This is a genomic window from Stackebrandtia soli (assembly GCF_965137155.1).
In the GTDB taxonomy this organism is placed as follows: Bacteria; Actinomycetota; Actinomycetes; order Mycobacteriales; family Micromonosporaceae; genus Stackebrandtia; species Stackebrandtia soli.
In genome coordinates this window covers 1-19,000 of the sequence record NZ_CBCRZX010000052.1, presented here as the reverse complement: position 1 = coordinate 19,000, position 19,000 = coordinate 1, and the positions used below count along the sequence as shown (strand labels likewise).

Below are 19,000 nucleotides of genomic sequence, written 5' to 3'. Positions count from 1 at the left end.
GCTTGGAGCGAGCGTCGAGTTCGATCGTTCGTTTCGTCAACGGAATCCGTTTCACACATGGATGATCTTCGACTCTCGTCGATCAACTATCCCGTGTGGTTTCGCGCCATGGCGAGCTTCTATCCGGGCCTCTTCGCGCTGGCCGGAGGGCACGTGATTGTCATGTCTCCGTTCGTCGGGCTGTCGCTCGTGGCGGTCGGAGTGATCGCCGTGGCCGGAGTCTGGCGAAGCCGCGTCGCCCTGTCGACAGACCTGCTCTTCGTACGCCGACCTCACCGCACTGTGCGTTTGCGGGCGTCCGATGTGCGCGGCCTGTCACTTCGATGGATGCGGTCGTATCCGCCGGCGATGCGACGTCCAATGTGGCGATACGCGGTGGTCTACCCATGCCTGAACGTCCATGCGGACGAGTTCCGGGTGTCCGTGCCGTTGGCCGGTTGGGGTGGGCTCATGTCGGCGGCTGATCTCGACGTTCTCGCTGCTTTCGTTGACAAGACCGGTGTTGTCGAACGGGGCGAGATTTCTGGGGAACTGCGGCGGCTGCGGCGCGACCCTCAAACGAAGGACCTGGCGTGGTGATGGTTGACCATAGTGGATTTATCGATTCGTCCGGGACTGGTGACGCGCGTGTACATCGGTGATCAGCCGTTGCGGCGGGAGGGGTCGGGGGCCGTCGGTGTCTTCGTCGGCGGGTGGATGATCCTGGTGTGCTGTGGCTTCGTGTCGATCGGGTTCAGGGCGACCGAACCGGTGATGCCGGTCGGTCTGGCGCTGTTCTCGGTCGTCGCGTCCGGGCCTCCGGTGCTCCTGTGGTTGGTGCAGTTGCGCCCGAGTGTCCGGTTCACTCCGGGCGTCTTCGTCATCCGCGACATCGTGACGACGGTCCGGATCGGCCACGGGAGCCTACGAGAATCCTATGTGTCCAATAGTGGTGACCTGATCGTCGAGACCGTGGACGGGAGGGTCTTCGCCCCGTTCGCGATGCGGAGACCGCCCATGGTGAGGGATGCCGGGTGCGCAGACCGGAGCGAACGTGGCGCCCGACAGTTCGCGATCGCGGGCGAGCTGAACCGACTCGCCGCTGCCTCGTCGGCAGCCGGACGCCGCGACGAGGATCGCGGCATGACCGCTCATGCCGCGGCGAACACGGACGTCGTCGTGGCTCGGCCGGTCGTCATGCGCGTCGTGTTGATCGCGACGGTGGCTCTCGTCGTGACGGGCGTGTTGGCGGTCCTCATCGGTGCCGCGATGGCGACGTGGAGTCCCGTCTGACCGCGTGACCTCGTCGCATGGGCCGTTCCGTTGCGCGCCACGGCGATCAGGTGTTCGGCGGCGCACCTTCCCGAGCCCTTGCCCGTGGTGGGACGAGTCTCATCGAGCGCAGGAGCGTATGCCGGTGACGGACTTCGGCGGTTGCGGTGAGACCTTCCGGCTTGACCCGGGAGTTGTCCGTCCGGGCCGCGATGTCGGTACCCGGAAGGTGTCCGCGTCCCGGCATACCTTGCGGCCGGGGGTGGAAGCAAGGGTGTTTTGGTGTGGTGACGTCACCGCCACGCGATCACGTTCCGAGTTCGAGTTGTCGCCTCCGGGAGGTGAATATGCCCGTGACCTGCTGTTATCCGGGCGGTCGATGTGTCCGTCCGGCAAATGGTCAGTAAACATAACGATTTAATAGCGACACTGGCGTGACACAGTGCACGTCGAGTACGGTCTTACTTGTTAAGAGACTTACCAATAAGATTGCCCCAAGGAGCACCCCGTGGCGGTCGACACCGAATCACCACCATCAGCGGTGGGGACAGACTCTCCGAAGGCACCCCAGAGACGACGTTCGATCCCGGCTCGGATCTGGCGCAACTACGGCGTTCGTCGCACGATCAACGCGATCGGGGTCGTCTTCGTCGTCGCCAACGTGACCTTCTTCCTCGCGCGGGCGATGCCCGGCGATCCGGTGGAGGTCATGGCGGGTCGGCTCAGCCAAGGGGGCATGACCTGGGAGCAGGCCTACGCGATCGCCCAGAGTTCCCTCGCGTACGACAGCGGCGCGCCCATCTGGCAGCAGTGGTGGGAGTACATGTCGGGTCTCGCGATGGGGGACATGGGGACCAGCGTCCTCTACCCCGGTGACGCGGTGTTCGACGTCATCATGCGATACCTGCCCTGGACGCTGTCCAGCGTCGGCATCGGCGTCAGCGTCGCGATCCTGCTCGGGCTGACGCTCGGCATGGTGATGGCATACCGCCGCAACACCTCCGTCGACCACGTGCTCAGCGTCGCCGCCTCGATCTTCGGGGCGATCCCGAACTACCTCATCGCGATGGCCCTCGTCATCGGCGGCAGCACCTACCTCGGCCTGTTCAGCTTCCTGGAAGTCCGCGGCACCGTCTCGCCCGGCGTCGAACCCGGGTTCACCCCGGAGTTCCTCGGCGACATCCTCTTCCACGCGATCCTGCCGATCCTGACCTACGTGCTGTCGGTCGTCGGCAGCTGGATGCTCGTGATGAAGGCGTCCACGACGGAGGTCCTGTCGGACGACTACGTGATGGTCGCCAGGGCACGGGGCCTGCGCGATCGGGACATCAGCGTCTCGTACGTCGGACGAAACGCCGTCCTGCCGCTCGTGTCCCAGATCGCGATCGCGCTCGGGACGCTCGTCGGCGGGGCGATCTTCGTCGAGCAGGTCCTGGCGTACAAGGGCGTCGGCGGCTTGCTCCTCGAATCGGTCAACAACCGCGACTACCCCGTCCTTCAGGGACTGCTTCTCATCCTGACCGCCTGCGTCGTGGCCGCCAACCTGGTCTCCGACCTGATCTACGGCCTACTCGACCCGCGCATCCGCAACAGCGACGTGGAGGCGGCGTGAACCCCGACAACGGAAACACCTGGTCCTTGATCTGGCGGGGTCTGACTCGCAGCCCGTCCGGTTTCGTCGGCATGTGCCTCGTCCTGGCGATCCTGCTGTTCGCGTTCGTCGGACCGCTGTTCGTCGACAACGACCTGAAGACCGATCCCGACAGCATCTGGTTGCCGATGTCGACCGAGCACTGGCTCGGCACGAACCACGAGGGCAAGGACGTCTTCACGAAGCTCGTCCTCGGCGGCGCCGAACCGATCTGGGTCGGCACGCTGGCGGCCGTCATCACCGTCGTCATCGCCGTGGTCTTCGGGTCGCTCGGCGGCTACCTGCGGGGACGGCTCGACAACTTCCTGTTGCAGCTGACCGACATCACCATGACGATCCCGTTCATCATCCTCATGCTGATCGTCGCCTCGTTCTACCGCGCGGCGTCGCCGTGGGTCGTCGCGCTCATCATCGGGCTGGTCACCTGGCCGTTCCTGATGCGCTCGATCCGCGCCCAGGTGCTGACGTTGAAGGAACGCGAGTTCGTGGAGGCCGCGAAGCTTCAGAACCTCGGCACGCCGCGGATCATCTTCGTCGACATCCTGCCGAACATGGCCGGGTACATCTTCATCAACTTCATCATCGCCGTCACGAACGCGATCTACGCGATCGTCGGCATGTACCTGCTCGGCCTGTTGCCGTCGACGGCCGAGAACTGGGGCCTCATGATCCAGCAGGCGTGGAACAACAGCGCCTACCTGCTGCCGCGCGCGTTGCCGTTCCTGTTGGCGCCCATGGTGATGATCATGCTCTTCCAGGTCGGCCTCGTCACGATGACCCGCTCTCTGGAGCAGGCCCTCAATCCACGACTGCGGGAAAGGTAGGCCATGACCGAACCACCGGTGCTGTCCGTCAAGGACCTGTCGATCACCTACCGGACGGGCAAACGCAGCCACGTCACCGCCGCCTCCGACATCAACTTCGATCTGTATCCCGGACAGTCGATGGCGCTCGTCGGCGAGTCCGGCTGCGGAAAGACGACGCTCGGGCTCGGCCTGCTGCGTCTGCTGCCCCGGCTCGGCGAGACCCCGACCGGCGAGATCGTGTACCGCCAGAAGAACGGCGAGAACGTCGACATCCTCTCCCTGAACAAAGAGGACCTGCGCCGGTTCCGGTGGAGCGAGGCCGCGATGGTCTTCCAGGGCGCGATGAACGCGTTCAACCCGGTCCTGCGAATCGGTCGGCACTTCTCCGACACGTTGAAGGCGCACGCGCCCGACGGCGCGCCGTACACCTCCGCCGAGATCGAGGAGCGCGCCTCGGACCTGCTGCGCATGGTTCGGTTGGAGCCCGGCCGGGTGCTGCCGAGCTTCCCGCACGAGCTGTCGGGCGGAATGAAACAGCGCGTCATGATCGCGTTGGCGCTGGCGTTGAATCCGCAGGTCCTCGTCTTGGACGAGCCGACGACGGCCCTCGACATCCTGACCCAGCGATCCATCGTGGAGCAGTTGCATCAGCTGCGGGCCGACCTCGGTTTCGCGATGATCTTCATTACCCACGATCTCGGCCTCGCCGCCGAACTCGCCGACCGGGTGTCCACGATGTACGCCGGACGGATCATCGAGTCCGGCACCGCCGCCGACATCTTCTACCGGCCGAAGCATCCGTACACGGCCGGGCTCATCAACGCGGTTCCGCCCGTCATCGGGGATCTGCCGGAGCTAGCGTCGATCCCCGGGTCGCCACCCAGCCTCGCGACGCTGCCGAGCGGTTGCGCGTTCAATCCGCGCTGCGAGTACGCGACGGACGAGTGCCGCGATGGCCTCGTCCCGTTGACGGATCTCACGGCCCGCCCGAACGGCATGAGTCACACGGTCGCGTGCCTGCACGCCGACCAGGTCACATACTCCCGAAAGGTGGTGGCCGGCAATGTCTGAGTCGACACCCGCCCCGCTGCTGGAGCTGGACGACGTCCACCAGGTCTTCGCCACCAAACGCGGTGACGTCCCGGCCATCTCCGGCGTCAACTTGACCGTCAATCCGGGCAAGGTGCTGTGCCTCGTCGGCGAGTCGGGTTGCGGGAAGACGACGACGGCGCGTGCCGCGGCGGGCCTCACCTCCGTCACCGGCGGGACGATCCGCTTCGAAGGCGCGGACATCGACACCTTGAGCGATCTTGGTAGGCAGAAGTTCCGTGAAGCCGTCCAGTACATCCATCAGGACCCGTACGCGTCGTTGAATCCGGTGCGCACCATCGCTTCCACCGTCTCGGCGGGACTGTTGCGACACAAGCTCGTCGCGAACCGGAGGGAGGCCCGCAAGGCCGCCGCCGAACTGCTGGAAAGGGTCGACCTGACCCCGGCAGAGTCCTATCTCGACAAATACCCGCATCAGTTGTCGGGTGGCCAACGGCAGCGGGTCGCCATCGCGCGGGCGTTGGCGATGAAGCCGCGACTGCTGATCGCCGACGAATCGACGTCCATGCTGGACGTTTCGATCCGGGTGAGTCTGCTCAACACCCTCGGCAGGCTCCGCGACGACACGGGCGTCGGGTTCATGTTCATCACCCACGACCTGGCCGTGGCGAAGTACTTCGCCTGGGACGGCGAGATCGCCGTCATGTACCTCGGCAAGGTCGTCGAGCAGGGCCCGACGCCGCAGGTCATCAATGATCCGCGGCACCCGTACACCAAGGCGCTCATCTCGGCGGTCTGCGAACCCGACCCCGAACTCGCGCGCAGCAAGAAGGTCATGCCTTTGCGCAGCTCGGAGATCCCGAGCCTGACGGCACTCCCGGCCGGGTGCACGTTTCATCCGCGTTGCCCGGTGTACGAGGCGGACACCTGTGACGGCACGCCCCCGGCACTCATCCCACTCGATGGTCGGCGACGCCTCGCCTGCCACGTGCTCAACCCCGACGTCGCGCCCGCACCGGCGCCTACTGCGGCATGACCGGCGTCCTCGCCCGAACGGGTCTGTACGTGGCGGTCCTCATGACCCTCGCGTCGGCGTTCGCGCTCGTAATGTCCCTGACCCCCGGAACGGCCGAATATGTCGTCAGCGTGCTGACTCTGTGCCTGGGCCTGTTGCTGGGGTCGCTCTCCTCCGTTGTCATTTTTCTAGAAAGGAAGAGGCAGTGACCTCTCAGTTCGACATCTCCCGGCGTCGGCTGCTCCAGCTGATGGGCATCGGCGCGGTTGGCGCCGCCGGAGTCGGCACTCTCGCCGCTTGTGGTGGCGGCGACGCCGAAGGCTCCGGAACCGGCGAATTCACCGGCGCCTACGAGTTCGACGTGGACACGCACCACTACAACGTGACCCAGGACGGCGCGGCCATCCTGATGTCGTCGATCTACGCCGACCTGTTCCTCACCCCCGGCGCGCACTACGACTGGGCCGCCAAGAAGTGGCAGTACAACCTGATCGAGCAGTCCTCGTGGGACGGCGACACCTTCGTCGTCAACATCCGCAAGGGTCTGAAGTGGAGCGATGGCTCGGACCTGACCTCGGCCGACTTCCACCAGACCTACGCGATGATGGTCCTGGCGACGCCCGCGTGGGGTGACGCCTGGCCCGCCGTCAAGGGCATCGAGGCGATCGACGAGCACACGGTGCACCTCACCGTCGACGGTGCCTACCCCGGCTTCGAGCGGCCCATCCTGAAGCGTCGAGTGTGGAGCAAGGCGACCTTCGGCGAGTTCGGCGAGGAGGCCATCCAGCTGCTCTCCGAGGGCGTCGTCAACGGCGACGAGAAGCAGCTCGACTTCAACAACCGGCTCATCGAGTTCCGGCCCGACGACATCATCGCCTCCGGTCCGTTCAAGATCGACTTCAAAGCCAGCTCCGACACCCAGATCACGATGGTGCCGAACAAGGGCGGCTTCGCGGCCGACGCCGTCAAGTTCGACAAGGTCACCGTCTACAAGGGCGCCAACAAGGACATCGCGCAGATGCTGGTCGAGCGCAAGGTCGACTACTCGACCAACGCGTTCACCGCGACCGAGCTGGAGACCTTCAAGGCCGTCGAAGGCCTGAAGCTCCTCGAGACCCCGGGCTTCGACGGCGGCGGTCTCATCTTCAACTTCACGGGCAAACCCGAACTGAAGGACCCCCGCGTTCGCAAGGCCCTCGCCTACGCGATCGACAACGACCAGGTCGGCAAGATCGCGCGCGGCGAGGCGTACTACGTCTCCCAGTACGACTGCGGCCTGCCGGACGTGCACGCCGAGGAGGTCTTCACCGAGACCGAGCTCGCGAAGTTCGAACTGCACAGCTACGACCCGAAGAAGGCCGAGGAACTGCTCACCGAGGCCGGCTGGAAGAAGGAGGACGACGTCTGGAAGCTCCCCGACGGCTCCACCGCCTCGTACGAGATCATCGGCGTCACCGGCTGGAACGACTTCGAGCTGACCGCCACCCAGGTCCAAGAGGCATGGTCGGCGATCGGCATCACCTGCACCGCCAAGAACGTCCCCGGCGACAACCCCTGGGGCATCTGGAGTTCAGGTGAGTTCGAGGTCGCCGTCCGCCAGTGGGGCAACCCCTTCAACCCGGACTACTGGGGCGCGTTCCTCATGGCGTACCAGACCGACAACGGTCGCACCAAGGACACGCCGGGCATGAACCTCGACCTCAAGATGGAGAGCGAGATCCTCGGCGAGGAGGTCGATCTGGACGAACTCGTCGCCACCGCGAAGACCGACCCGGACGAGACCGCCCGCATCGAGGCCGTCAAGAAGATGGCGATCGTCTTCAACGAGAAGCTGCCGCGCATCCCCGTCTGGGGCTACAAGCGTCTCTCGCCCGCGATCGAGGGTCCCCGCGTCAAGGAGTTCACCAACAAGGGCGCCAACCAGGGCAACGACGTGTACCAGGACAACCCGGTGATCATCTCGCTGCTCGCTGGCGAGTTGGACGTCTCCTGACGACCGATCCCGACGAACGGGACGCCGACGCACATGACGCGCGTCGGCGTCTCGCCGTGTCGGAGTAGGGACAACCGCACGGCCGCGAGGCGGTGCCCCGGCAGTCTGCGAAGACGAGGAGCTCGTGGATTCCCATCGCCGGTGCTCAACGACGCCCTTGCTCACCGCATCCTCACCGGTGCCCGGTGAACGCCCTCAGTCGAACGTCGGGCGCAGCTCCTCGCGGAGCTCCTTGAAATTTCGCGGGGTCACCTTCCATCGCGCCATGTCGACGTCCTCGAAAGTCACCTTGTACTTGCCCAAGGTGCGGTCGAACTGCACGAGGATCTTCACCGGCAGTGCCTCGCCTGGGCTGAAGTAGCTCGCGGTATGCGCGTCCACCGCCGACTTGACGGACCACGCGTCCGAGGCCACGGCCGAGATGGTGCCACCGGGTGAGTAGGCGTACCCGTGTGCGCTGTAGAACCTGCCTTCGTCGAATTCGAGGATCATCGCCAACGACGACCAGTCGTCGGCGGCACCACCCATGTTCTCGATCAGCGCACGGATGAGATCGGCTGAGACGTTGTTCGACATGGCATTCCTCCGCGTGTTCCGGCCGATGATCCGATCTTGCGTTCCGTTCGGTCCTGTCCCGCCATGACAGGAAGTCCCGCCCTGGGTGCATCCAAGATCAAGGGTTTCCTGGTAGCGAGAGCGGGATGTGAACCCGTGACCTCCGGCTCATCAGGTCGACGCCCCTGACCTGGGAAGCCTCAGCCTAGACCGTGGTCAACAGAGCGGTCGGCGTTATGTGAGCAGACCGCGCGCTGCGATGGTTCACGGATGGACCCGACGTCGGGAACGAAGCCCTCATCGCACGTCGCCCAGCGAGGACGGCGCGGAGGCAGAAGCCCGGCGTCGATCCTCGGGCCGGTCGGGGTGACATGACAGACTCGACGGCGATCCCCGCGGTTCGGGGTCCAAGATGTCCATCATGGATCTGATGGGCGGCCGCAGGAGGGCGAGCGATGGGCGGAAGGCACGACGACCACGACGAGAAGATGACGCCGACCGCGCTGAGATTCGCGCTGTGGGTGCTGATCCCGTGCGCCGTCGCGGCGATCATCGGCCTCGTCGTCCTGTGGCCCGGCGACACCACCGTTGAGGGGCAGCCGTCCACCGCCGTCGAGGTCACGGGCACTATCGTCGCGATCGAGGAACAACCCTGCCCGGAACTGCCCGACGGCTACGAGCCGCCGCCCGGATCGCCCGCGCCAGACCGGTGCGGCATCGCCGAAGTGGAACTCGACGACGGCGCCACCGTCACGACGAGCCTGCCGACCGGCTCCGGCGCGCCCGTCGTCGACACCGGGGACGCGGTCGTCCTCATGCATCTGCCGGATTCGATGGCCGGCGAATACTCCTACCACATCGTCGACCACGACCGGTCGACTCAACTGTGGGTACTGTTCGTCGCCTTCGCGGCCGCCGTCATCGCCTTCGGGCGCCTGCGTGGCGTCACCGCGCTGATCGGACTCGCGGTGACCTTCGCGATCCTGCTGCTGTTCATCGTTCCCGCGATCCTCGACGGGCGGCAGCCGCTCCTGGTCGCGATAGTCGGCTCCGCGGCGATCATGCTCGCGGTCCTATACCTGACGCACGGATTCAGCACCTCCACGACGATCGCGGTCCTCGGCGTCCTCGCCAGTCTCGTTCTCACTGGCGTTCTCTCGGCGCTCGCCGTCAACCTGGCGCACCTGACGGGCATCGCGGACGAGGACACCACCTATCTGTCGATGAATCTCGGTGTCAACATGCAGGGCCTGCTGTTGGCGGGCATCCTCATCGGATCGCTCGGTGTCCTCGACGACGTGTCCGTCACCCAGGCGGCGACCGTCACCGAACTCGCCCGCGCGAACCCCCGCTACACGCCCCGACAGTTGTACACATCGTCCATCCGAGTAGGACGGTCGCACATCGCGTCGGTCGTCAACACGATCATCCTCGCCTACGCGGGGGCGTCCCTTCCGTTGCTGATCCTGATCGCCGCCGTCGACCGGCCGATCGGGCAGATCCTGACCAACCAGATCATCGCGGAGGAGATCGTCCGCAGCGTCGTCGGCACGATCGGCCTGATCGCGGCCGTCCCGATCACGACCGCCCTCGCGGCGGTGACGGTGCGGCGCTTCGCGCCGATGGCGGCCGGACCGCACGACCCGGAGCACGGCACGGGCGGCGTCGTCCTGCCCGTCGAACCGGTCGATCCGGACCCGGACGACACGACGGCAGCGCTTCCGTCCGACCCCGCAGAAGAGTCCACTCCAGACTCTAGGCGTTCGGCGGATTCCGATTGGGCTACGGACCATCCTCAACAGACGCCGGGCGAGCGCCCCCGTCCCGACCGCAACGACTGGTTGGGAATGTACGACGAGGGCCGTTAACTCGAGGGAACACGAGGGCCGCCGGACCGGGGGAGTACCGGGCGAAGGTTTTCGCCAGACCGGCGGCGGCCCACTCGCAGCCGGTCCACGTCGCCAACGTTCGCCGCTGCTCGCGGCGTTCGCGCGGTGTGCCGCCCCCTCCATCCACTATGTCTTGGTTGGTCAAACTCTCCGCTTGGTTGGTTAAACGTCTCGCTTGGTTGGGCAAATGTTCGAATTAGGCGCGTTTTCGCAATTTGCCCAACCAAGCGGAACTTTTGCCCAACCAAGCGGAGGTCGGGGTCGGGGGTAGGTGGCTAGGTGTCGTTAGTTGCTGAAGGACATGACCGCCCCGAAACCGCGTGCCGTCGCGTCGACGAAGAACACGACCAGCCCCTCGTAGCTCTTTCTCAGATCTTCGAGCCCACCGTCGGAACTGGCAGACCACCCACCCGGGTAGACGTCCTCGGCGTCCATCCGCTCGGCGTCGTGGTGGAGTGCCAACCGCTCGAACGAGGCTTCGCTCAGTTTCCGAGCCGTCTCGGCGACGAGCTTCGGGGGCCATCCGTGCAGGTAGCCCTTCTCGCCGACGGGGTCTCCGTCCATGAAGAACTCGACGTCGACTCTGGCCGCGTCGAGGAGGTACTGGATGCCCGCCCACGACTTGCCGAGGTAACCGTACGGGCCCTTGGTCCAGAGGCTCGCAGCGATGAGTTCGTCGAGGAAGTCCTCGGCCCACTCGGGTTCGACGAACGCCTTCGCCAGCTCGTCAGGTGAGACGCGGGTGAATGACATGTCGCTGCCCATGGGACGCCTATCCGTGATCGATTCCGAGAACTGCGCGAGTGTGACACACGGCCGCAAGACTGCGGGACCGAGTGTAAGGTCGTCGGCCGGATCGTCCGAACATCAACGGGGACAACGACTTCCGTCGAGATCAATAGTAGCGGTTCTAATAGGACTGTAGCGAGGTCGAAGCCGCTTCGCCCACGCTTTGATTCAAAATGGGCGAAGAGAGATCGCGATGCCGAAGTCGGGTGTCCGATACCGAGGTCAGCGCGAGACGAAGCGAGGCTGCGGCGCCGGAGAGAACGATGGCCGCGCCCGGAACGTGGGCGCGGCCATCGGTGCTTGCTTGATCGCCTTACATGTCGGCGACGTCGGCCTGCTTGGCGCGGACGGCCTCGGCGGCCTCCTTGAGGCCGGCGAGCTCCGAGTCGGTGAGCGGCGTTTCGACGACCTTGCGGACGCCTCCGGCTCCGAGTTCGGCGTTGACGCCCAGGTAGACGCCCTCGATGCCGTACTCGCCGTCGACCCACGCGCACACGGGCATGACGTCACCGGAGTCTTCGGCGATCGCCTTCGCCATGCGGGCGGCGGCGGCGGACGGCGCGTAGTAGGCCGAACCGGTCTTGAGCAGCGCGACGACCTCGGCGCCACCGTTGCGGGTGCGGACGACGAGCTCTTCGATCTTGTCGGCGGCCAGGACGTCCGACAACGGCTTTCCATCCACAGTGCACTGCGACGGGACGGGGACCATCGTGTCGCCGTGCGATCCGAGCGTCAGCGTCGTCACGGACTTCTGCGGGACGCCGAGCTCTTCGGCGACGAAGTTGGTGAACCGGGCGGTGTCGAGCATGCCCGCCTGACCGAGGACGCGGTTCTTCGGGAACTGCGACGCGATCTGCGTCAGCGCCGTCATCTCGTCGAGCGGGTTCGACACGACGATGATGACCGCGTTCGGCGCGAACTTCGCGACGTTCTCGGCGACGCCGCGCACGATCTTCGCGTTGACCTCGAGCAGGTCCATCCGGCTCATGCCGGGCTTCCGGGGCAGACCGGCCGTGATCACCACGATGTCGGAGTCGGCGATGGCGTCGTAGCCGTCACCGTCGACGGTGGTGGTCTGGCCGATCACCTTCGTCTCGAAACCCTCGATGGAGCGCGACTGGTTCATGTCCAGCGCGAGACCTTCGGGCTTGCCGTCGAGGATGTCGGTGAGGACGACTGTGTCGAACACGTCGTACTCGGCGAGCCGCATGGCCGTGGTGGCCCCATAGAAACCGGCGCCGACGACGGTGACCTTCTTACCCATGAAAACTCCTGCGTAGAGAGTGCTTTTGCAAGCACAGTATGTCGGCTGCTCAGGGTGGCTACCGGGGGGTCACCGAGACGTGATTCCCACCTGCGCGAGCACCGCCGGGCACCACGTGGGCGCCCGGCGGTGGGTGATGGTTCAGGCCGCGAGCCACGCGGCGGTGTTGGCGGGGAGCCGCCCCTCGTCGAGCGGGCCGCTGGCGAGCAGGACGTCGCCGACCAGCGCGACGGGTTCGTCTCCGAAGTTGACGACGCAGGTGAGGGCGCCGTTCGTGTAGGCGAGCGCGTTGTCTCCGAAGCCCTCGTGCCAGGTCAGATCGCCGGGACGGTGGGTGCGGCGCAGTCGCAGCGCCGCCCGGTACAGCTCCAGTGTGGATCCGTTGACGCCGGTCTGAGCCGCGACGGACTTAGCGCCCCAGTCGGCGGGCTGCGGCAGCCAGCCGGGCGCGTCGCCGAAACCGAACGACGGTCCGGCGGTGTTCCACGGAATGGGGACGCGGCAGCCGTCACGGCCGCGGTCGGTGTGACCGCTGCGCTCCCAGGTCGGGTCCTGCAGGAGCTCTTCCGGCAGGTCGAGGACTTCGGGAAGCCCGAGTTCCTCGCCCTGGTAGACGTACGCGGAACCGGGGAGCGCGAGCATGACGAGGGCGGCGGCGCGGGCGCGGGTGAGTCCGAGCGCGCCGTCGCCGTACCGGGTGACGTGCCGGTGCCTGTCGTGATTGGACAGAACCCAGGTCGGCGGGGAGCCGACTTCGGCGACCGTCGCGAGTTCGGCGTCGATGACCTTGCGGTAGGACGCGGCGGTGAACTCGGCGAGGAGGAGGTCGAAGTTGAACGCCTGCTGGAGTTCGTCCTCCCGGACGTACATGACGCGCCGGGACGGCGAGTCGACCCACGCCTCCGCGACGGCCATCCGGTCTCCGGGGTACGCGGCGAGGATGGTGTGCCAGCTTCGGTAGATCTCGTGCACGCCGTCGACGTCGAAGTAGGGGACGCGGGTGGTGCCGAGCATCTCGACGCCGCCCTCCTCTCCGACGCTCGGGAGGCCGGGTTCCTTGATCATTCCGTGGGCGACGTCGACGCGGAAGCCGTCGACGCCCCGGTCCAACCAGAACCGCAGGATGTCCTCGAACTCGGCGCGGACGCGCGGGTGTTCCCAGTTGAAGTCGGGCTGCGTCGAGTCGAACAGGTGCAGGTACCACTGTCCGTCGGGGACCTGTGTCCACGCGGCGCCGCCGAAGACGGACTGCCAGTCGTTGGGCGGACCGCCGTCGACGCCGTCCTTGAAGTGGTACAGCTCGCGCTCGGGCGAGCCGGGGGCCGCGGCGAGGGCTGCGACGAACCATTCGTGGTCGCTGCTGGAATGGTTCGGCACGATGTCGACGACGACCTTGAGCCCGGCCGCGTGGGCGGTGGTGAGCAGCGTGTCGAAGTCGTCGAGGTGGCCGAAGATCGGGTCGACGTCGCGGAAGTCGGCAACGTCGTATCCGCCGTCGTTCATCGGGGACCGGTAGAACGGGGACAGCCAGATCGCGTCGATGCCGAGGTCGGCGAGGTAGTCGACCCTGCTCGTGATGCCCGGCAGATCACCCATGCCGTCGCCGTTGCCGTCGGCGAAGCTGCGCGGGTACACCTGGTAGATGACGGCGTCTCGCCACCATTGCCGCATGGGGTTCTCCTATCGGGTGGGGTTCGTGTTGGTCGGCGCGGTCAGGCGGTGCGTTCCCGCAGGGCGCCGGTGGAGGCTCGCACCACCAGTTCGGGGCGGAACAGGTACTCCGATGTGGGTGCCGGTTGTCCGGCGATCTCGTCCAGCAGCGCACGCACGGCGGCGGTCGTCATGGCGCGCACGGGCTGTCGCAGTGTCGTCAGTGGAGGATTCGTGTACGCGATGAGCGGTGAGTCGTCGTAACCGACGATGGAGACGTCGCGCGGCACGGACAGCCCGCGCGTCTCGGCGGCTCGGATCGCGCCGAGCGCCATCAGGTCCGAACCGCACAGGACGGCGGTCGCGCCGCGTTCGAAGAGGCGCCCGGCCGCCGCCGCGCCACCCTCCACACTGAACATGGTGAGTTCGACGAGCGGTTCGCCGATGGACGCCATCGCGGCGCGGTAGCCGTCGAGCTTGCGCTGCACGGGAATGAACCGTTCGGGGCCGGAGATCAGGCCGATCCTGGTGTGGCCGAGCGAGGCGAGGTGTTCGACGGCCATGGTCGCGGCGACGGTGTCGTCGCAGGAGAAACACGGCGCGGCGAGGCCGTCGATGTAGCCGGTGAGGAAGGCCAGCGGCAGTCCGGACGCCGCGAGTTTGTGATACCGCTCGTGGTCGGCGCTGGTGTCGGCGTGTAGGCCCGACACGAAGACGATCCCGGAGACGTGCCGCTCGCGCAGCATCTCGACGTACTCGTCCTCGGTGACGCCGCCGGGGCTTTGCGTGCACAGTACCGGTGTGTAGCCTGACGAGGCCAGTTCGGTAGCGATGACCTGCGCAAACAGTGGGAAGATCGGATTCTCGAGTTCCGGTACGACGAGTCCGACGAGCCCCGCCGAGTGTTTGCGCAATGTCGCCGGTCGTTCGTATCCGAGCACGTCGAGCGCCGTCAGCACGGCTTGTTTCGTCTCGGCCCCCACCCCGGGGCGGTCGTTGAGCACACGAGACACCGTGGCTTCGCTGACCCCGGCTTGGCGGGCGATGTCGGACAGTCTCGGACGCATGGGCTGACTGTAACGTATCTGCAAAGAGGAAACAATATCGTTGCAAGGTCTTCCAATGCTCGAAACATCTTGCTAATCTGCGAGTCCTCAAGTCCCCCTACTCCTACCCCCCTCGCCGGAATCGTGGCGCTGCTCACCCGGTTCGGCATTACTCCTCAAGGAGAACAACCATGCGCATCAAGTCCGCGGGCATCGCGGTGGGCGCGGTCCTCGCGCTCGCGCTGTCCGCTTGTGGCGGCGGCGATCCGGAGGCCGACAAGACCGACGCGATCGACTTCGACGGTGAGCTCGTCATCTGGACCGACGAGGAACGCGCCGTGTCCCTGCAGCCGGTCGTCGACGAGTTCGCGAAGGCCAACGGCATCAAGATCAAGGTCGAAGGCATCGCCGACAACCTCCAGGACCAGTTCGTCAGCGCCTCCGAGCAGGGCGAAGGCCCCGACATCCTGGTGCAGGCGCACGACTGGATCGGCAACCTCGTCCAGAACGGGACGATCGACCCGGTCCCGTTGACGGAGGAGCAGCAGGCCGCGATCAACCCGGACGCGCTGCGCGCCGTCACCTTCGACGGCCAGATCTACGGCACGCCCTACGCCATGGAGAACCTGGCGCTGATCCGCAACACCGAACTCGCCCCCGACGCCCCCGCGACGATCGAGGAGATGGTCGAGACCGGCAAGGCGCTGAAAGAAGACGGCAAGGTCGACGACGTCCTCTCCATCGAGGTCGGCAAAGACGGCAACCCGTACAACGCGTACCCGTTCTACGCCTCCGCCGGTGGCTACCTGTTCGGTCAAGACGCCGAAGGCAACTACGACCCGGCCGACCTCGGCCTGGCCAAGCCCGAGGCCGTCGACGCGTTCGAGAAACTCGCGTGGCTCGGTGAAGAGGGCGCGATGAAGACGTCGATGGGCGGCGAACACGCCATCCCGATGTTCGCCGACGGCAAGACCGCGTTCCTCGTGGCCGGACCGTGGGCGCTCGGCGCGATCCGCGACGCGGGCCTCACCTACGACATCACCCCGATCCCGTCCTTCGAGGGCGGCGACAAGGCGACGCCGTTCGTCGGCACCCAGACCTTCTTCGTGGCCAGCAAGGGCAAGAACAAGGTCTTCGCGCAGGAGTTCGTCGCGAACTTCGTGACCAGCGCCGACCTCGCGTCGAAGCTGTACGAGTCGGACCCGCGTCCGCCGGCCAACATCGAGGCCGCCGAGGCCGCCGACGCCTCCGACCCGGACATGGCGAAGTTCCTCGCCGCCGGTGAAGGCGGCTACATCCTCCCCGCGATCCCCGAGATGCAGGCCGTGTGGGAGCCCTTCGGCCGCGCGCACGCCGCCGCGATCTCCGGTAAGGACGTCGAGAAGGCCGTCACCGACGCGGCCGAAGCCATCCAGAAGGCGATCGGCGGGTAGTCGACGTGCAGCGGCAGAGCCCCCCGACGGCCGGAGTCGCCGGCCAGCTGATCAAGATCCTCGTGCTGAGCCTCACGTGCGGTCTGGCCGTCTGGGCGGCTCTGCCGCTGGTGCGGCTTGAGGCATGGGTCCCGTTGGCGATCGTCACGGTCGTCACGGGGCTCATCCTCTACATCTACCTCTCGCCGCGCCGGATCGCCGCGAAGTACCTCATCCCCGGAACGCTGCTGTTGATCGCGTTCCAGCTGATGCCGGTCGTCTACACGATCAGCACCTCCGTCACGAACTACGGCGACGGTCACCGCATCTCCAAAGAGGAGGCGATCGTCGCGGTGCAGGCGTCCGCCGTCAAGGAGGTGCCCGGTTCCCCGCAGTACATCCTCACTCCGGCGTGGGCCGAGGGCACCGACGAGCTGACGTTCCTCCTCACCGACACCGAGACCGGTCGCCACTACGCGGGCGACGTCGACGGTCTGACGGACCTCGACGCGGGCGACGTCACCGCGAACCCGGCCGGAAAGATCGTCGCCGCCGACGGATACCGTCCACTCACGACGGCCGAGCTCCAGGAACACAGCGACGCGATCACCGACCTGTCCGTGCCCACCGGCGACGGGGGCATCCGCTCGAAGGGCCTGTCCGCCTTCGAGGGTCAGACCCTGCGCCGCTACGACGCCGAATGCGACTGCGTCACCGACGTCGAGACCGGCCAGGTCTGGACCGCCGACGACGACCGCGGCTACTTCGTCGCCGAGGACGGCACCTACCTGCGTCAGGGCTGGAAGGTCAACGTCGGGCTCGACAACTTCGTCCGCATCGTCGCCGACCCCGACGTGCGCGGCCCGTTCCTGTCGATCTTCGGTTGGAACCTCATGTTCGCCGGTGGTTCGGTGCTGCTGACCTTCGCGCTGGGTCTGTTGTGCGCCATGGCGATGAACCACGATCGGATCCGGGGAAAGACCACCTACCGGATCCTGATGATCCTGCCGTACGCGATGCCGTCGTTCGCGATGCTGCTCATCTGGCGAGACATGTTCAACCCCGACTACGGGCTCATCAACCAGCTCTTCGGCGCCGACGTCGACTGGTTCGGGCACACCTGGACGGCGCGGGCGGCCGTCCTGCTCGTCAACACCTGGCTCGGCTACCCGTACATGTTCCTCATCTGCACGGGTGCGCTCCAGGCCCTGCCGAAGGACACCCTCGAAGCGGCGAGCCTCGACGGCGCGAGCGGCTTCACCGCCTTCCGCGCGATCACCCTGCCGCTGGTGCTGGTCGCGCTGACCCCGCTGCTCATCTCGTCGTTCGCGTTCAACTTCAACAACTACAACGCGATCGCCTTGACGACGGCCGGGCATCCATTCGACGAGGGATCACAAGCGGGCGCGACGGATCTGCTCATCTCGTACACCTTCCGATTGGCGTTCAACGGAACCGGCGCCGACTACGGCTACGCGTCGGCGGTCAGCCTGTTCATCTTCACGATCGTCGCCGTCATTTCCGGCATCAGCTTCGCCCGCACCCGCAAGCAGGAGGAGATCTACCGGTGACCACGCATTGGCTCCGCGATCGCGGCTGGCGGCACCTCGTCGCGCTCCTCGCGATCGCCTTCTCGCTCATTCCGATCGTCTTCATCGTCTCCAGCGCCTTCAATCCACTGGGGACTCTCAGTTCGACGTCGCTGTTCCCGACGAACGGCTTCTCGCTGGACAACTTCGCGAAGCTGTTCTCCGACACCGACTTCGGCCTGTGGTACCGCAATACGCTGATGATCGCCGGTATCGCCGGGTTCGTCTCGATCCTGCTGTCCTCGCTCGCGGCGTACGCGTTCTCGCGCTTCCGTTTCGCGGGGCGACGGGTGTCGCTGCTGTCGCTGCTGTTGATCCAGATGTTCCCGCAGTTCCTCGCGATCGTGGCGATCTTCCTGATCTTCACCGAGGTCAGCGACTACTGGCCGGCGGTCGGCTTCAACACCCCGGGCGGCCTGATCCTCGTCTACCTCGGCGGCGCGCTCGGCGTCAACACGTGGCTGATGAAGGGCTTCTTCGACACCGTCCCGAAGGAACTCGACGAATCGGCCGTCATGGACGGAGCGACGCACGCGCAGATCTACTTCCGCATCATCCTTCCGCTGGTCACGCCGATCATCGCGATCACCTCGCTGTTGACGGTCATCGGCATGGTCAACGAGTTCATCATGGCGAGCGTGTTCCTGACCGACTCGTCGGAGAAGACACTCGCGGTGGGGCTGGCGGGAATGGTCGCCGCGAACACCCGCGAGGCGCAGTACGGCATGTTCTGTGTCGGGACGCTGCTGACGGCGATCCCGACCGTCGGCACGTTCCTACTGCTCCAGCGCTACATCGTCCACGGCCTGACCGGCGGCGCCGTCAAGGGTTGACCCGGTTCGCACCCGAGCCATCCCACGTTTCCGGCCCACGACTTCGTCTCCCGATTTCGTCCCCACGACTACGTCCCAACGGGATCTCGGCCCCGGTCGGACTTCTATCGCCGACTGGTGTCCAAGCCTCGGCGATCCCCTCCCACTCCCTCCCGCGAGCGGACCGCCCNCCAACCAGATCCCGCTTGGTTGGTTAAACGTCCCGCT

General features: G+C 66.2%; 16 protein-coding genes. 11 read left to right on the top strand and 5 right to left on the bottom strand.

The genetic code is table 11. From position 1 onward, the window contains the following. Positions 1–57 precede the first annotated feature (57 nt). From ACM9NP_RS20930 to ACM9NP_RS20900, 7 genes are all read left to right on the top strand, one after another. On the top strand, positions 58–579 hold the full coding sequence (locus ACM9NP_RS20930) for a hypothetical protein (protein ID WP_415648462.1): 522 nt from the start codon (positions 58–60) through the stop codon (positions 577–579). Positions 580–627: 48 nt separating this feature from the next. After that, positions 628–1,272, top strand: coding sequence for a hypothetical protein (locus ACM9NP_RS20925; protein WP_415648461.1), 645 nt, complete (start codon positions 628–630; stop codon positions 1,270–1,272). A 487-nt stretch (positions 1,273–1,759) separates the two neighbouring features. Then, a complete protein-coding gene (locus tag ACM9NP_RS20920; RefSeq protein ID WP_415648460.1) occupies positions 1,760–2,863 on the top strand; it encodes an ABC transporter permease in 1,104 nt (367 codons plus the stop codon). Continuing rightward, a complete protein-coding gene (locus tag ACM9NP_RS20915) occupies positions 2,860–3,726 on the top strand; it encodes an ABC transporter permease (protein WP_415648459.1) in 867 nt (288 codons plus the stop codon). Before ACM9NP_RS20920 ends, ACM9NP_RS20915 begins: the two co-directional genes overlap by 4 nt. 3 nt (positions 3,727–3,729) lie before the next feature. Then, on the top strand, positions 3,730–4,779 hold the full coding sequence (locus ACM9NP_RS20910; RefSeq protein WP_415648458.1) for an ABC transporter ATP-binding protein: 1,050 nt from the start codon (positions 3,730–3,732) through the stop codon (positions 4,777–4,779). Next, positions 4,772–5,794 (top strand): ABC transporter ATP-binding protein, encoded by a 1,023-nt coding sequence (locus ACM9NP_RS20905; protein WP_415648457.1) that lies wholly within the window; start codon positions 4,772–4,774, stop codon positions 5,792–5,794. The genes ACM9NP_RS20910 and ACM9NP_RS20905 overlap by 8 nt, the downstream gene beginning before the upstream one ends. A 184-nt stretch (positions 5,795–5,978) precedes the next feature. Beyond that, positions 5,979–7,766 (top strand): ABC transporter substrate-binding protein, encoded by a 1,788-nt coding sequence (locus ACM9NP_RS20900; protein ID WP_415648456.1) that lies wholly within the window; start codon positions 5,979–5,981, stop codon positions 7,764–7,766. Between the two features lie 195 nt (positions 7,767–7,961). Here the strand turns inward: ACM9NP_RS20900 and ACM9NP_RS20895 are convergent, their stop codons facing one another. After that, entirely contained in the window at positions 7,962–8,342 is a 381-nt protein-coding gene (locus ACM9NP_RS20895) for a hypothetical protein (RefSeq protein ID WP_415648455.1), read from the bottom strand. A 434-nt stretch (positions 8,343–8,776) separates the two neighbouring features. On the opposite strand from ACM9NP_RS20895, the gene ACM9NP_RS20890 reads away from it, so the two are divergent. Next, positions 8,777–10,189 carry a YibE/F family protein gene (locus tag ACM9NP_RS20890; protein ID WP_415648454.1) on the top strand — a complete coding sequence of 471 codons (1,413 nt, stop codon included), beginning with the start codon at positions 8,777–8,779 and terminating at the stop codon, positions 10,187–10,189. Between the two features lie 306 nt (positions 10,190–10,495). Here ACM9NP_RS20890 and ACM9NP_RS20885 read toward each other — a convergent pair whose 3' ends face one another. The 4 genes from ACM9NP_RS20885 to ACM9NP_RS20870 form a co-directional block, all read right to left on the bottom strand. After that, a complete protein-coding gene (locus tag ACM9NP_RS20885) occupies positions 10,496–10,963 on the bottom strand; it encodes a YfbM family protein (RefSeq protein ID WP_415648453.1) in 468 nt (155 codons plus the stop codon). A gap of 349 nt (positions 10,964–11,312) precedes the next feature. Continuing rightward, positions 11,313–12,263 carry a malate dehydrogenase gene (gene mdh, locus ACM9NP_RS20880; RefSeq protein ID WP_415648452.1) on the bottom strand — a complete coding sequence of 317 codons (951 nt, stop codon included), beginning with the start codon at positions 12,261–12,263 and terminating at the stop codon, positions 11,313–11,315. A gap of 141 nt (positions 12,264–12,404) precedes the next feature. After that, positions 12,405–13,934, bottom strand: a complete 1,530-nt coding sequence (locus tag ACM9NP_RS20875) for a glycoside hydrolase family 13 protein (protein WP_415648451.1) — start codon at positions 13,932–13,934, stop codon at positions 12,405–12,407. Positions 13,935–13,975: 41 nt separating this feature from the next. After that, positions 13,976–14,998 carry a LacI family DNA-binding transcriptional regulator gene (locus ACM9NP_RS20870; protein WP_415648472.1) on the bottom strand — a complete coding sequence of 341 codons (1,023 nt, stop codon included), beginning with the start codon at positions 14,996–14,998 and terminating at the stop codon, positions 13,976–13,978. Between the two features lie 152 nt (positions 14,999–15,150). Between ACM9NP_RS20870 and ACM9NP_RS20865 the strand changes: the two genes are divergently transcribed. Genes ACM9NP_RS20865 through ACM9NP_RS20855 form a run of 3 tightly spaced genes read left to right on the top strand, consistent with a single transcriptional unit; the run spans position 15,151 to position 18,793 of the window. Further along, the gene (locus ACM9NP_RS20865; RefSeq protein ID WP_415648450.1) at positions 15,151–16,392 is read left to right on the top strand and encodes a sugar ABC transporter substrate-binding protein; all 1,242 of its coding nucleotides are present in this window, start codon (positions 15,151–15,153) and stop codon (positions 16,390–16,392) included. A gap of 5 nt (positions 16,393–16,397) precedes the next feature. Then, the gene (locus ACM9NP_RS20860; RefSeq protein ID WP_415648449.1) at positions 16,398–17,942 is read left to right on the top strand and encodes an ABC transporter permease subunit; all 1,545 of its coding nucleotides are present in this window, start codon (positions 16,398–16,400) and stop codon (positions 17,940–17,942) included. Then, complete coding sequence (locus ACM9NP_RS20855; RefSeq protein WP_415648448.1) at positions 17,939–18,793, top strand: sugar ABC transporter permease; 855 nt, start codon at positions 17,939–17,941, stop codon at positions 18,791–18,793. Before ACM9NP_RS20860 ends, ACM9NP_RS20855 begins: the two co-directional genes overlap by 4 nt. The last annotated feature ends 207 nt before the right edge of the window (positions 18,794–19,000 follow it).